At 64.8% G+C, this 14,528-nt stretch carries 12 protein-coding genes; 7 read left to right on the top strand and 5 right to left on the bottom strand.

Annotated elements, in window-relative coordinates:
* Window positions 1-5: 5 nt before the first annotated feature.
* Window positions 6-1,439 carry a heavy metal sensor histidine kinase gene (locus tag ACTIEY_RS01775; protein ID WP_328793964.1) on the top strand — a complete coding sequence of 478 codons (1,434 nt, stop codon included), beginning with the start codon at window positions 6-8 and terminating at the stop codon, window positions 1,437-1,439.
* On the opposite strand, the gene ACTIEY_RS01770 is transcribed toward ACTIEY_RS01775, so the two are convergent.
* A complete protein-coding gene (locus ACTIEY_RS01770) occupies window positions 1,376-1,912 on the bottom strand; it encodes a hypothetical protein (RefSeq protein ID WP_439517419.1) in 537 nt (178 codons plus the stop codon). The genes ACTIEY_RS01775 and ACTIEY_RS01770 overlap by 64 nt on opposite strands.
* Before the next feature lie 110 nt (window positions 1,913-2,022).
* On the opposite strand from ACTIEY_RS01770, the gene ACTIEY_RS01765 reads away from it, so the two are divergent.
* The 4 genes from ACTIEY_RS01765 (at window position 2,023) to ACTIEY_RS01750 (ending at window position 8,497) form a co-directional block, all read left to right on the top strand.
* The gene (locus ACTIEY_RS01765; RefSeq protein WP_439517418.1) at window positions 2,023-2,385 is read left to right on the top strand and encodes a hypothetical protein; all 363 of its coding nucleotides are present in this window, start codon (window positions 2,023-2,025) and stop codon (window positions 2,383-2,385) included.
* 93 nt (window positions 2,386-2,478) lie between these two features.
* Complete coding sequence (locus ACTIEY_RS01760) at window positions 2,479-3,753, top strand: TolC family protein (protein WP_159604199.1); 1,275 nt, start codon at window positions 2,479-2,481, stop codon at window positions 3,751-3,753.
* A complete protein-coding gene (locus ACTIEY_RS01755) occupies window positions 3,750-5,354 on the top strand; it encodes an efflux RND transporter periplasmic adaptor subunit (RefSeq protein WP_159604197.1) in 1,605 nt (534 codons plus the stop codon). Before ACTIEY_RS01760 ends, ACTIEY_RS01755 begins: the two co-directional genes overlap by 4 nt.
* The gene (locus tag ACTIEY_RS01750; RefSeq protein ID WP_159604195.1) at window positions 5,351-8,497 is read left to right on the top strand and encodes an efflux RND transporter permease subunit; all 3,147 of its coding nucleotides are present in this window, start codon (window positions 5,351-5,353) and stop codon (window positions 8,495-8,497) included. Before ACTIEY_RS01755 ends, ACTIEY_RS01750 begins: the two co-directional genes overlap by 4 nt.
* 267 nt (window positions 8,498-8,764) lie before the next feature.
* Here the strand turns inward: ACTIEY_RS01750 and pncB are convergent, their stop codons facing one another.
* Genes pncB through ACTIEY_RS01735 form a run of 3 tightly spaced genes read right to left on the bottom strand, consistent with a single transcriptional unit; the run spans window position 8,765 to window position 11,590 of the window.
* Complete coding sequence (gene pncB / locus ACTIEY_RS01745; protein ID WP_137919457.1) at window positions 8,765-10,024, bottom strand: nicotinate phosphoribosyltransferase; 1,260 nt, start codon at window positions 10,022-10,024, stop codon at window positions 8,765-8,767.
* Complete coding sequence (locus tag ACTIEY_RS01740; RefSeq protein ID WP_137919458.1) at window positions 10,021-10,836, bottom strand: isochorismatase family protein; 816 nt, start codon at window positions 10,834-10,836, stop codon at window positions 10,021-10,023. The genes pncB and ACTIEY_RS01740 overlap by 4 nt, the downstream gene beginning before the upstream one ends.
* Before the next feature lies 1 nt (window position 10,837).
* Window positions 10,838-11,590, bottom strand: coding sequence for an NUDIX hydrolase (locus ACTIEY_RS01735; RefSeq protein WP_137919459.1), 753 nt, complete (start codon window positions 11,588-11,590; stop codon window positions 10,838-10,840).
* 76 nt (window positions 11,591-11,666) lie between these two features.
* On the opposite strand from ACTIEY_RS01735, the gene ACTIEY_RS01730 reads away from it, so the two are divergent.
* Window positions 11,667-12,728, top strand: a complete 1,062-nt coding sequence (locus tag ACTIEY_RS01730; protein ID WP_439517417.1) for an SPFH domain-containing protein — start codon at window positions 11,667-11,669, stop codon at window positions 12,726-12,728.
* A complete protein-coding gene (locus tag ACTIEY_RS01725; protein ID WP_137919461.1) occupies window positions 12,725-13,669 on the top strand; it encodes a sugar kinase in 945 nt (314 codons plus the stop codon). The genes ACTIEY_RS01730 and ACTIEY_RS01725 overlap by 4 nt, the downstream gene beginning before the upstream one ends.
* Before the next feature lie 568 nt (window positions 13,670-14,237).
* Here the strand turns inward: ACTIEY_RS01725 and ACTIEY_RS01720 are convergent.
* Window positions 14,238-14,387 (bottom strand): hypothetical protein, encoded by a 150-nt coding sequence (locus ACTIEY_RS01720; protein WP_171020016.1) that lies wholly within the window; start codon window positions 14,385-14,387, stop codon window positions 14,238-14,240.
* Between the last annotated feature and the right edge of the window lie 141 nt (window positions 14,388-14,528).

Raw genomic sequence — 14,528 nt, 5'->3', positions numbered from 1 at the left:
GGCGCTTGACCCTCACCGCACGACTCACCTTTCTGTACACCCTGGTATCGGCTGTAGTGTTGCTGGGCCTTGGTGTCCTGGTGGCGTGGTCCACCCATTTGCACTTCATTGACCTTGACCGCGACTACCTGCTGGACAAGGTGCAGCTCATCGAGAAGATCGTCGATGAAACGCCAGAGCCAGCTGAACTCGCGGCCAAGCTGGATGAATCGCTCAACAGCCACCAAGGCCTTTTCATCTCAATCACGCGCGGTGACGAACAGCTGTTTGGAAAAGGCGGCATCACATTTCCAGCAGAACTCGCTGCACGAAGCGCCGCAGATCAGCCCATGGACTGGACCGATGGTGAGCGACAACTACGAGGTATGAGCACGCAGCTTTCCACAGCGCAGATGCCCGGCGGATTGAGCAGTCCAGGTCAGACCATGCGCCTGACACTTGCGCTGGATACGCAACACCACACCCATTTCATGCAGATGCTGCGTCAGCAGTTGGCGATCTATGTCGTCCTGGCCACCCTGCTCAGCGGCCTCCTGGGGTGGTGGGCAGCCCGCAGCGGTCTGGCCCCGCTGCGGACCATGAGAGAGCGCGCGCTCAAGGTCACGGCCCACAAGCTCGACGAGCGCATGCCGATCGACGCTGTGCCTGTGGAGATGGCGGAGCTGGCCCACAGCCTCAACGCCATGCTGGAGCGGCTGCAGCAGGATTTTGCGAAGCTAATGGAATTCTCAAGCGACATCGCCCACGAACTGCGTACGCCCATCAGTAACCTGCTGACGCAGACCCAGGTGTCGCTTTCGCAGCATCGCGATCCAGAAACCTACCGCGACATCCTCGCCTCCAACGCCGAGGAATTTCAGCGCTTGGCGCGCATGGTGTCCGACATGCTGTTTCTTGCCAAGACGGACCACGGCATCCAGCTTCCGAATCGCGAGGACGTCGCACTCGAAGACGAGGCGAAGAGCCTTCTGGATTTCTACGATGCGGTTGCCGAGGACAAAGAACTTCGCCTTCGGGTGGTGGGAGCGGGTAGCGTGGTGGGTGATCGACTGATGATTCGGCGAGCCATCAGCAACTTGCTGTCCAATGCGCTGCGGCACGCCCACCCTCGTACCGATGTTGCGCTGACTGTCGAGACCCAGATGAATGGCACCAGCTTTTGTGTCACCAACACGGGCGATCCGATCGATGCCGCCGACCTGCCGCGCCTGTTTGATCGCTTCTATCGCGTGGACAAGGCGCGCGCGCATCCCTCATCCGATGGTGCTGGCCTGGGTCTGGCCATTACCAAGGCCATCATGCTTGCTCACGGCGGAAGCGCGTCGGTTACTTCGTCGGAGGGAACAACGCGGTTCTGCCTGCAGTTTCCGGGCTCTCATGGGTCTCGTTCTCTTCGCGTCGCCAACAGCCAAACACAGACGAGCGCGAGCGCCGAGTAGTTGGCGACGACAAACCAAGGCGTGTTCCAGGCAACGCCATCAAATCCTCGGTAGGTGAGCGGGTAGAGGACTGGAGACGGAAAGAAGTCGTCCGAGTGGGTGAACACATCAATGAGGATGTGCGACCACCATCCAGCCAACGGCAGCCAGAAGACACGAGACCATCGCCAAGCGACCAACGTCACTGCCATGGCGATCACCCCGCTGTGAAAGATGCAGTGGAGATGGTGCGACCACAGTTCCACGCTCTCGGGTAAAGGCTGCACCCTTTCCGGCAGCGCTCGGACATAGGTTATGAACTCGGCCGGCAGCCCGTTGAAGAGAGCCCACGCCGCCACAGGCAACATGTGCATCAGATCCGGCAACGCCGCCATTGCGGCAGTGGCAAGACCAGTTGCAACGGGTATTGGCCGATGGCGTAACAGCAGGACGACGCCCGCTCCCGCCCACAGCGCATGTGCAGCAATGTCCACGTTGGCCTCCAAGCACAGATTGGCTCTCGCTGAACAGTCTACGGTGCCTTGTTTGGGCAGGCTCTCCAATCAGGCAAGCGCAGTCAGTCTGCGCGCCATAGAATCCAGCTATGCGCCGCTTGCTCGCCCTCGTCCTGTGTCTGCTGCTTCCCCTGCAGGGATTTGCGGCAGTGCAGGGCGTTGCCGCGCCATGCCCCATGCAGGGCATGATGGCCATGGCGGATGAAGTTGACGGGATGGCAGAGTCCCTGGCCGAGGCCATGGACGATTGCTGCAACGACATGGCCACCTTTGAGAGCACGGGCCAGCCCTGCAAGAGTATTCAGAGTTGCGTCGTGCCCGCCGCAGCCTTGCCGTCTTTCCCATCCCTCGTGGCCCAGACCTCGGTCACCCAGGACCCTGAAGCGCCGGCCTGGCGCAGCCTTCCCCCGGGCGCGACTTCGCGCCTCTGGCGCCCCCCAACTTCCGTCTGATTCCCCGCACTGCGCAGCCCACCCGGCGGTGGCGCTGCTGTCGCGCGCTGTCAGGGCTTTTGAGCCCGGGCGTGCCTGCTCCGGAGCTCAGACATGGAACACCCTTCGCTTTTTCTTGCACGCGCCGTGCTGGCCCTCGCTGGCCTGCTTGTGCTGGTCACACCCGCTGCCGCCGATGAACCCCTGAGCCTGAGCGCTGCGGTGAGCGCAGCCCTGGCCCACTCGCGCAGCCTCGACGCATCAACCGCCGCCGCGCAAGGCGCACGCGAGATGGCGGTGGCGGCAGCGCAGCGGCCCGACCCAGTGCTGCGCCTGTCGCTGGACAACCTGCCGGTGGACGGACCTGAGCGCTTCAGCACCACACGCGATTTCATGACCATGCGCTCCATCGCGCTCATGCAGACCCTGCCCAACGCGGACAAGCGCCGCGCCCGGGGTGAGCGATTCGAGCGCGAGGCCGACGTGGCGTTGAGCGAACGAGCACAGCGTGTAGCCGTGCTGCAGACCGAAGCGGCGCAGGCCTGGCTGGAGCGGCGCATGCAAGAGCAACGCATTGGGTTGCTGCAGGCGCAGATCACCGAGGCGCGCGTGCTGGTGCAGACAACCGAGGCAGCCCTGCGGGGTGGGCGAGGCTCCACGGCCGATGCCTTCAGCGCGCGCGAGGCGCTGGCCCAGCTGGAGCAAGGCCTGATCGGCGCGCAGGCCGAGCGCGCCAACGCCCGCCTCACGCTGGCGCGCTTCACCGGTGGGCCGCCGGACCAGCCGCTGGCCGATCCACCGCCCATGCGGCAGATCACCGCAGCGGTGGGTGAAGCGGACCCATTGCGCAACCTGCCCGATCTCGTTGCGCTGCAGGCTCGCGAAGCCGTGGCCCGCGCCGAGGCCGAAGTGGCCCGCCAGGACCTCAAGCCCGACTGGAGCGCCGAGATCATGTTCAGCCAGCGCGGCTCGGCGTTCTCCAACATGGTGTCGATCGGCGTGTCGGTGCCGCTGCAGTGGGACAAGCCGCAGCGCCAGCAGCGCGAGCTCGCCGCGCGCCTGGCGCGCGTGAACGAACTGGAGGCAGAGCGCGAAGAGCAGACGCGCGAGCGTGTGCTGCAAGTGCAGCGCTGGCAGCAGGACTGGCGCGCCGGGCTGGACCGGCTGGCCTACCTGGATGCGCAGCGCCAGCCGCTGGCCACACAGCGCGTGGATGCCGCACTGGCGGCGTACCGGGGCGGGCGCGAAGGCCTGGGCCCGGTGCTGCAGGCGCGACGCGACGCACTGAACCTCGCGCTCGAACGCCTGGCGCTGGAGCGTGAAACCTCTGGCCTGTGGGCTCAACTCGAATACCTCATCCCCGACAGCTCCACTGGAGTGAAGCCATGAACAAAAAAACATCTTTCGTCGCACTTGCTGCTGTGGCCGCGCTTATTGCTGTGGGCGCTGGCGCGTGGTGGTTGGGCATGCGGCAGGGCATGGGAACCACCTCGCAAGCAGGCGGGTCGTCTGCGTCAACGCCAACCAGCACCAGCGACGACCCTTCGCTGTGGACCATCCCGCAAGGCGAAGAAGCCACGCGCCGGCACATCCGCGAATCGCTCAAGGCGGGGGACGTGGACCCGGCCACGGGCCGGCAAATCCTGAACTACCACGACCCCATGGTGCCGGGCAAGAACTTCGAGGCACCGGCCAAGTCGCCGTTCATGGACATGATGCTGGTGCCGCGCTACGCCGGCAGCGGTGCGGCGGATGCCAGCAGCGTCAGCGTGAGCCCGCGCATCCAGCAGAACCTGGGGCTGCGCACGGCGCCGGTGGTTGAAGGCTCGCTGGTGTCCGAGGTGACGGCGGTCGGCAACGTGGCCTGGAACGAGCGCGAACAGGTGGTGTTGAGTTCGCGCGCCATGGGTTTTGTGGAGAAGCTGCATGTGAAAGCCGCCCTGGACCGCGTGGCTGTCGGCGCGCCGCTGGCCGAGCTGTACGTGCCCGACTGGGTGGCCGCGCAGGAGGAATACCTGGCGCTGGCGCGCCTGAGCGGTGAAGGCACCGACTCACTGCAGGATGCGGCGCGCCAGCGCATGCGCCAGGCCGGCATGACGCCCGCGCACATTGAGCGCGTGGTGGCATCGAGCGTGGTTCAGCCGCGCTTCACGCTCACCGCGCCCATCGCCGGCATCGTGAGCGAGCTCATGGTGCGCGAGGGCGCCACCGTGATGCCGAGCATGACGCTGATGCGCCTGCAGGGCACGCGCACGGTGTGGGCCGAGGGAGCGGTGCCCGAGAGCCAGGCCGCGCTGTTGCAATCCGGTGCACGCGTGCGCACCACCAGCCCAGGCGCGCCGGGGCAGACCTTCGAGGGCCAGGTGCAGGCGTTGCTGCCCGAGGTGGATGCGGTCACGCGCACCATCCGCGCGCGGGTCGAGCTGGCCAACCCACAGGGGCGGCTGGTGCCAGGCATGCTGGTGAGCATGCGGCTGGACCGCCCCAAGGCCGCGGCCACGCTGCTGGTGCCCAGCGACGCTGTGATTCACACCGGGCGGCGCAGTGTGGTGATGGTGGCCGAAGACGGCGGACGTTTCCGCCCGGTGGAGGTGACTGCAGGCCTGGAGGTGGGCGGCCAGACCGAAATCAGCGCGGGGCTTCAGATGGGGCAGCGCGTGGTGCTCTCAGGCCAGTTTTTGATTGACTCCGAAGCCAGCCTGCGCGGGCTGGAGGCGCGGCTCAACCAGGAGCCTGCGTCCACAGCTCAGCGCTACACCACCGACGCGGTGATCGACGCGCTCAGCGGCGACACGGTCACGCTCACGCACCCGCCCATTGCGGCGCTGAAATGGCCGCAGATGCAGATGGACTTCAAACTGCCGCCCCGCGCGCAGCAGCCACGCAACCTGGAAGCCGGTGACCGCCTGCAGATCGAGTTCGAGATGCAGGAGGGCGATTTTCCGCGCATCACCAGCCTGCAGCGCGTGGCGCCGGAGGTCGGCAAATGATCGCCGGCCTGATCCGCTGGAGCATTGCCAACCGATTCCTGGTGCTGCTGGCCACCGCACTGCTGAGCGCCTGGGGCGTGGTGGCCCTGCAGCGCACGCCGCTGGACGCATTGCCCGACCTCTCCGACACGCAGGTCATCATCCGCACCACCTGGCCCGGTCAGGCGCCACAGATCGTGGAGAACCAGGTCACCTACCCGCTGACCACCACCATGCTCTCGGTGCCGGGCGCGCGCGCGGTGCGCGGCTTCTCGATGTTTGGCGACAGCTTCGTCTATGTGCTGTTTGAAGATGATGTGGACCCGTACTGGGCGCGCTCGCGCGTACTGGAGTACCTCAACCAAGTGCAGGCGCGCCTGCCGCGCGGCGCCACCTCCAGCATCGGGCCCGACGCCACCGGCGTGGGCTGGATCTACCAATACGCCCTGATCGACCGAACGGGCGGGCAGGACGTGGCGCAGCTGCGGGCCCTGCAAGACTGGTTCGTGCGCTTCGAGCTCAAGACCGTGCCCGACGTGGCCGAGGTGGCGAGCGTGGGCGGCATGGTCAAGCAGTACCAGATCGTGCTGGACCCCGACCAGATGGCCGCCTACCGTGTGACGCAAGCGATGGTGGCCGAGGCGGTGGCGCGCGGCAACCAGGAGGCCGGTGGCTCGGTGCTGGAGCTGGGCGAGGCCGAGTACGCGGTGCGCGCCAGCGGCTACCTGAAAACGCTGGACGACTTCCGCGCCATCCCGCTCATCACCAGCAGCGCTGGTGTGTCGGTGCGCCTGGGCGACGTGGCGCGGGTGCAGACCGGGCCCGAGATGCGGCGAGGCATCGGCGAGCTCAACGGCGAGGGCGAGGCCGTGGGCGGCGTGGTGGTCATGCGATCCGGCAAGAACGCGCTGCAGACCATCGAAGCGGTGAAGACGCGGCTGGCCGAGCTGCAGCGCAGCCTGCCGGCGGGCGTGGAGATCGTGCCGGTGTACGACCGTTCAGGCCTGATCGAACGCGCGGTGAAGAACCTCGGTGAAAAGCTGCTGGAGGAGTTCATCGTCGTGGCGCTGGTGTGTCTGGCCTTTTTGTTTCACCTGCGCAGTGCGCTGGTGGCCAGCGTGTCGCTGCCGCTGGGCGTGTTGATGGCCTTCATCGTGATGCAGCAGCAGGGCATCAATGCCAACGTGATGTCGCTGGGCGGCATCGCCATCGCCATCGGCGCCATGGTGGACGCAGCCATCGTGATGATCGAGAACGCCCACAAGCATCTGGAGCGCTGGGCGCACCAGCACCCGGGCCAGACACTGCAGGGTGAGCCGCGCTGGCGTGTGATCGGCGACGCCGCGGCCGAAGTGGGGCCGGCGCTGTTTTTCTCGCTGCTGATCATCACGTTGAGCTTCATTCCGGTGTTCACGCTGGAGGCGCAAGAGGGCCGTTTGTTTGCGCCGCTGGCCTTCACCAAGACCTACGCCATGGCGGCGTCTGCCGGCCTGGCCGTGACGCTGATCCCGGTGCTCATGGGCTATTTGATTCGCGGGCGCATACCGGCGGAGACGGCCAACCCGCTGAACCGTTTTCTCATCGCCTTGTACCGCCCGGTGCTGGATGCTGTGCTGAAAGCACCGAAGCTCACGCTGGTGGTGGCAGCGCTGGTGCTGGTGGTCAGCATCTGGCCGCTGCGCCAGCTGGGCAGCGAGTTCATGCCGCCGCTGGACGAGGGCGACCTGCTCTACATGCCCACCGCGCTGCCTGGGCTCTCTGCGTCCAAGGCGGCCGAGCTGTTGCAGCAGACCGACCGCCTGATCAAGACCATTCCGGAGGTGCAGAGCGTGTACGGCAAGGCCGGACGCGCCGAGACCGCCACCGACCCGGCGCCGCTGGAGATGTTCGAGACCACGATCCAGTTCAAACCGCGAGACGAGTGGCGCACTGGCCTTACGCCCGAGGCCCTGATCGAAGAGCTCGACCGCACGGTGCGTGTGCCTGGCCTCTCCAACATCTGGGTGCCCCCGATCCGCAACCGCATCGACATGCTGGCCACCGGCATCAAGAGCCCCGTGGGCGTGAAGGTGGCCGGGCCCGACCTGACCACCATCGACCGCCTCACCGGCGAGATCGAGAGAGCCGTGAAGGACGTGCCCGGCGTGAGCAGCGCACTGGCCGAGCGCCTCACGGGCGGGCGCTACATCGACGTGGAGATCCGCCGCGCGGACGCTGCGCGCTACGGCCTGAACATCGCCGACGTGCAGGACATCGTGGCTGGCGGCGTGGGTGGCATGAACATCGGCGAGACGGTGGAGGGCCTGCAACGTTTCCCGATCAACCTGCGTTACCCGCGCGAGCTGCGCGACTCACTCCCTGAGCTGCGCGCACTGCCCATCGTGGCGCCCGGCGGCCAGCGCCTGGTGTTGTCTGATGTCGCCGACCTTCGCATTTCTGATGGGCCGCCCATGCTGCGCAGCGAGAACGCGCGCCTGGCCGGGTTTGTGTACGTGGACATTCGCGGGCGCGACCTGCGCGGCGCGGTGCTGGACATGCAGCGCGCGGTGGCGCAGCAGGTGGTGTTGCCCGCCGGGTACTCGGTGTCGTGGTCGGGCCAGTTTGAGTTCCTCGAGCGCGCCACGGCCAAGCTCAAGCTGGTGGTGCCGGTCACGCTGCTGATCATCTTCGTGCTGCTGTATCTGATCTTTCGCCGCTTCGACGAAGCGCTGCTGATCATGGCGACGCTGCCGTTCGCGCTGGTGGGTGGGGTGTGGTTCCTCTGGCTGCTCGGGCACAACCTGTCGGTGGCCAGCGTGGTGGGCTTCATTGCGCTGGCCGGTGTGGCGGCCGAGTTCGGCGTGATCATGCTGATCTACCTCAAGCAGGCCTGGCAGGAGCGGCTGGACGCCGGGCGCAATGACGAGCCTTCGCTGCTGGAGGCGATCCGCGAAGGCGCGGTGCTTCGCGTGCGGCCCAAGGCCATGACGGTGGCCACCATCGTGGCCGGGTTGTTGCCCCTGTTCTGGGGCATGGGCACCGGCAGCGAGGTCATGCAGCGCATTGCCGCCCCAATGATCGGCGGGATGATCAGCGCGCCGTTGCTCTCCTTGTTGGTGGTGCCGGTGGTTTACCGATTGATGCGACGACCGCGCATACCCTCCAAGGTTCAGGAGTCAACTTGACCCACCCAGAAATCTCAATGCAACGGATCGCCTTTTACGACAGCTTTGTCCGCAAGCAGCCGTCCAGAAGACGCTGAAGAGTGACCGCTTTTGGCATGGAGTGCGTTTGAAACCCGACTGAGCCAAAGGCAGCAATCGCTGGCACTGCTGTCTCTCACCTTCCAAGGGTGGGCTACAGCCGTCAGTCTGAAGCTTTTGAAACAGCCGGTGCGGGTAGCCAAGATCTCCAGCCGTTATGAGATTCGACAATTTGATCAGCTGCTTGTCTCAGCCCTCGATGCGAAACACCTGACGCAGGTAGGCCAGAAATGTCTCGTCGTCGCAGATGGTTTTGCCCGGCGAGTCGGAGAGCTTGGCCACGGGTTGGCCATTGCAGCTCACCAGCTTCATCACGATGTTCAGCGGCGTCAAACCCACGTCGTTGGTGAGGTTCGTGCCGATGCCAAAGCCGGTCTGGATGCGATCGGCGAAACGACCATACAGGCTGAGTGCTGCCGGCAGGTCCAGGCCATCGGAGAACACCAGCCGTTTGCTGTGCGCATTGACCTTCAGGCGCGCGTAGTGCGCCAATGCCTTCTCTCCCCACACGATAGGGTCACCCGAGTCGTGGCGCAGCCCGTCGAACAGCTTGGCGAAATAGAGGTCGAAGTCGGCCAGGAACGCGTCCATGCCCACCACATCGGTCAAGGCCACGCCCAGGTCACCGCGGTACTCCTGCACCCAGTTCTCAAAGGCCGCCTTTTGAAAGCCCTTGAGCTGAACGCCCGTCGCCTGGAAGGTCTGGAGGTATTCGTGCGCCATGGTGCCGATGGGCACCAGGCCGTACTTCTTCGCCAGGTGAACGTTGGAGGTGCCCTTGAAGAACTCGGGCACCTCACGCGCGAGGGTCGCGACCACCTCCTCTTGCCAGGCCGCCGAGAAGCGCCGGCGCACACCGAAGTCGAAGAATTCGAACGGGTGCTGGCGCTGAAGGTCCCGCGCGCCGATCCGCAGCAGGGCGATCTTGTCCTGCAGACGCCGACGGCCTTCTTCGATCACGTCCGGTGTGGCCAGGCGTCGGAAGTGGATTTCGTTGACGATGGCGAGCACGAAGATCTCGAACAGCATGACGTGGATCTGGGGACCCTTGGCCACGATGCTCAGCCCATCACCGCTGGCCGTCACCGAGATGTAGCGTTGCTGGATTCGGAAGATGCGCAGAAAGTCGATGAAGTCGGACTTCATGTACCGCAGGCCGCCCAGGTACTGCAACTCTTCCTCGGAGAAGCGCAGCGTGCATAGGTGCTCGATCTGTCGCTCCACCTCGTCCCGGATCTCACTCAACGGGTAGGTGGCTTCGTTGCGGCACACAAAACGGTACTCGGCCTGGTTGGCCGGCATCGAGTGCAGCATGGGCTGCAACATGGTGAACTTGTAAAGGTCGGTCCCCAGCAGTGAGGTCACGACCGGTACAAAGTCCGCTCCGACTTCCTGCGCTGGTGTGTGGTGCGTGTTCACTGTGGTCTCCCCGTCGTGTCCGTGCGTCATGAAATGGATTGTGCGAATTCGTCGGCCGTCATCACGACGGTGCCGGCTGCGCGGGCTCGCGCGAACAGGGCATCGGCCAGCTTTTCGAAGCCCGGCACCGGACTCATGCAGTCCCGCAGCAGGACCACTCTCGGCGTCAGAGCCGGCGCACCGGCCAGGAAGCGCATGAACTGGTCGTAACTGGCGGCCACACAGTGGCTCGAAGCCTGACCCGCGATCGCGATGACATCGGCACCGTCGGCCAGCGAGGTGGCCAGTGCCGTGTTGAACTGGGTGCCCGGGACCGACGGCACGGGAGCATCGGCTTCGAACACCCCGAAGTGCTCGGTCAACGGGTACTCGCCCTTGAGCACCTTGGCAACGGCACGTTGGTGGGTCATTTCCCAGGCCGCGAGGGCACGGGCCACATCGCTGTGGATGTTGTGACCCCAGGTGCCCGTGACGCAGTGCACCGGCCAGACCACCATCCCGCCTTTGCCTGCCCCGGCCAGTTGTTCGAGCATGGCGACGACCTGCCTGGTCAAGCCGGCATCTCTGGGACGGTAGGCACCGGCGAACACATCCGCAGCCGTGATGAAGGTGAAGGGCGCAATGGGCTGTCCGTCCCGGCCGAGCCAGAACGTGGTGCGTTCGACCGCAACACTCGCATGCGAATCCAGTGTGACCGTGATGTCGCTGATGCGGCCCTGGTTCGTCTTGATGAAGCCGGCCAGGCGCGTGAGATCGGTGTTGGCACCCGCCACCGGCAGCGCCGCGCCGTCGATGTCGCAGAAATCGTTTTGGGGATCGATGATCAGGAGCTTGGTGCGCATGTCAGTCCTTGGTGGATAACACTTCGACAGAGCGGAACGTTCGCGGAAACACCGCCGCCCGCTCGCGGTCCAGGATGCGGTAGCCCATGGCTGCGCGGCCGGCATCACCAGCGATGGATCCCGCCTCGATCAGGAACTGCGCATCCAGCATGCGCTTGCGAAACGCGCTCTTGTCCATGGGCCTGCCCAGCACGATCTCGTAGGTTCGTTGCAGCTGCGGCAGCGTGAAAGGCTCCGGCAACAGAAAGGCCGGAAGCGAGGTGTACTCCACCTTGCCGCGCAGTCGCTCCACGGCCGCCGCCAGGATCTCTGCGTGGTCGAAGGCGAGGCGCTTGCGCAGGGCCGTGTCGACCTCGACCCATTCCGATACGGGCGGTGCCTTCGATCCCGTTTCCTCACCGGTCTCGGGCGGTGGCACCAGAGCGAAATAGACATGCGTGGCGCACCACCCCCGAGGATCGCGCGTGGCGCTGCCCCAGCTGCCCAGCTGCTCCAGGTAGGGGGTTTGGAGCCCGGTCTTCTCCCCCAGCTTGCGCAGCGCGCAGTCGTGCAGGCTCGCATCGACGTCCACGTTGATGAATCCGCCCGGCAGGGCCAGGCGCCCGGGGTGAGGATCTCCAGCGGCATCGAGACGGCGCACGAGAAGCACCTTCAACTGCTCGTCGATCACCGTGAAGATCACCACGTCGACCGTGACCAGCGGGCGTTCGAAGGCGGGTACCGATGGGCGTGCCGTGGGTTTTTTGGTGGCCATGGTTGACATCTCCTGTTTGAGTTGTACTATACAACCCATTAAAGGTTGTACTGTGCAACTTAAAAAGGAGCTCCAAATGCTTGGCATCCAGTTCATCAAATCGCAGCCCACCACCCACCTCATGCAGTTCCGTGGCGGCAAGCTCGTGCGCCAGGGGGCGGGCCTCTCGTTTTTCTACTACGCACCCACCACCTCGCTGGTCGCGGTGCCGATCGCCAGCCGCGACGCCGGCTTCATGCTCGACCTGGTCACCAGCGATTTCCAGGGGGTCACGGTTCAGGGTGAAGTCACCTACCGGGTGGGTGACCCAAGCCGCATCTACAAAATGATGGATTTCTCAATGGAACCTGATGGCGTCACTTACGCCTCGGACGACCCCGAGCGCCTCCAGGACCGGGTCGTGATGCAGGTGCGCGCCATCGTGCAGCAGGTGATCCAGGCGCTGCCGCTTCGCAATGCACTCAAGGCCACGGCCGAGGTGGCGCGTGCCGCCCAGGAACAGCTGGGCAACCAGCCCGAGGTGAAGGCGCTGGGTCTGGAGATCCTGGGTGTGGCGGTGGTGGCTATCAAGCCCACGCCCGACATCGCCCGGGCGCTGGAGGCCGAGGCCCGCGAGGCCAACCTGAAGGCCGCCGATGACGCCATCTCCCAGCGCCGCATGGCCGGTGTGCAGAACGAGCGGGCCATCCGGCAGAACGAGCTGGACACGGAGATCGCGGTAGAGGTGAAGAAACGCGAAATCCAGGAAACCCAGATGGAGGCTAAGGCCGCGGCGATGCGGCGCCAGAACGAGCTGCGGGCGGAGCAGATGAGCGCCGACATCGTGCTGGAGAACCAGCGCAAGGAATTTGTCACCAGCGAGGCACAGAACACACGCCAGGAGGCCGAGGCGCAGGCGCACAAGGTGCGCGCGGTGATGGACGCCCTGGAGAAGGCCGATCCCCGCGTGGTACAGGCCTTGGCGGCCGTGGGCATGCAGCCTGGTCAGTTGATCGCACAGGCGTTCGGCGGCATCGCCGAGCGGGCCGAGCGGATAGGGCAGCTGAACATGTCGCCCGAGTTGCTCAACTCGCTGATGGGCGCCGGTGTGGGTGCGGGTGTCGGGACTGGGTCGGTGGTGGCACGGAGGCCGGTGTGAGCGGGGCAGTCGGACTGGGGGACCGGCGGGTGGTGCTGGTGACGCGCCGCACCCGGCTGGACCAGCTGATCGCCCGCTACAACACGCTCGGACAGGCCAAGTTCTACGTCGAGCACCTGGGGGCGGACTTCACGGACTACCTCAAAGAGAGCGAGGCGTACGCGGCCAGCCTGCGGGTGACGGTGCAGGCCCTGCAAACCTGGGGCCGCTATCAGATCGTGGACCGGTCGCTGCTGGCCAACTTCGTCTTCGCACCCACAGACATCGTGGTGGCGCTGGGGCAGGATGGCCTGGTGGCCAACACCATGAAGTACCTGGAGGGTCAACCGCTGGTGGGCCTCAATCCGGAGCCTTCGCGCTGGGACGGTGTGTTGTTGCCGTTTCGGCCGGACGACCTGGGTGCGGTCTTGCCAGGCGTGGCCGCGGACCAGCGAGACACCCGCTCGGTGACGATGGCCGAAGCGCGCTTGAGCGACGGGCAGGTGCTGCGCGCCGTGAACGATCTCTTCATCGGTCCCCGCGGCCACACCTCGGCGCTCTACGACCTCTCGCATGGATCGAAGACCGAGTTCCAGTCCTCCTCGGGCTTGATCGTGTCGACAGGACTGGGCTCCACCGCTTGGCTCAAGAGCATCGTGACGGGTTCGTTGGCGATTGCGCGCACGTTGGGCACGCAATCGTCGGAGGAGGTCTATCAGCCCATGCCGTGGGAAGAGCGGGCTCTGGTGTTTGCCGTGCGGGAGCCGTTTCCGACGCGGACCGCGCAAGCCACGCTGGTCTACGGGCGGGTGCAGGTCGGCGAGCCGCTTAAGGTCCGATCGCGCATGTCGGACAACGGGATCATCTTCTCGGACGGCATGGAGGCCGACTACCTCCAGTTCACAGCGGGTATGGAGGCCACGATCGAGCCCTCTGTAACGACTGGCCAACTGGTGATCTGAAATCGCGTTCACCGGTAGAGACACTGCAATCGAGGGGCGCTCGAGTAATGCGTCGCCAGCGACCGTTTCGTTCGCACACCAACCAATCGAAAGCAGCGCAACTGACGATCTCTATGCCCTTTGGGCTGGGGTGGCCCTAGAACGACCTATTGGGCCAGGCCTTCAGTCCACGACGGATGCGGTTGTGCGCCTGGGTTCGCATAGCAAAAAATGTTTTCACTAGGCGCCAGCGACTGTGAGGCTCTCTGTGTGCACTTCCCGAAAAATGCAAGTGTCCCCGTTTTACTAACCCCAACTAGCCGCACCTTCTGCATCGCAAATCACCGGCCGAGTGCATTGCGCACTCCACAGGGGGGTGTAGTGGCGTTCATCGCAGCAGCGGTGATTTCTCCTTTGAAATCAAAGGTAAATGCGGATTGGTCCTCCAAAGTCACATGTCCTGAACCTTCTTTGGTGAGAATTTTATTTGCATGTCCCCATGGCAGTTTCTGGGCAGAAACAGTCCTCGCTACGCATCAAGTGTCCCCGTTTTACTAACCTCGAGTGGCCGCACCTTCTGCACCGCAAGTCACCGGCCGAGTGCATCGCCAACTCTACAGGGTGGTGTAGTGGCATTCATCGCAGCAGCGGTAATTTCTCCTTTGAAATCAAAGGTGAATGCGGATTGGTCTTCCAAAATCACATGTCCTGAACCTTCTTTGGTGAGAGCTATTTGCATGTCCCAGTGGAAGTTTCTGGGCATAAACAGGCCTCGCTACGCATCAAGTGTCCCCGTTTTACTAACCTCGGTGACCTCAGCTGCCTCCGACACCGACCACGTTCCTGGTGTTCCGCCCCAGCTGTAAAGCAGGCTACAGCT

Source organism: Hydrogenophaga sp. (genome assembly GCF_051858985.1).
In the GTDB taxonomy this organism is placed as follows: domain Bacteria; phylum Pseudomonadota; class Gammaproteobacteria; order Burkholderiales; family Burkholderiaceae_C; genus Hydrogenophaga.
Note: the sequence above shows the minus strand (reverse complement) of the source record. Positions and strands in the feature narration are given on the sequence as shown.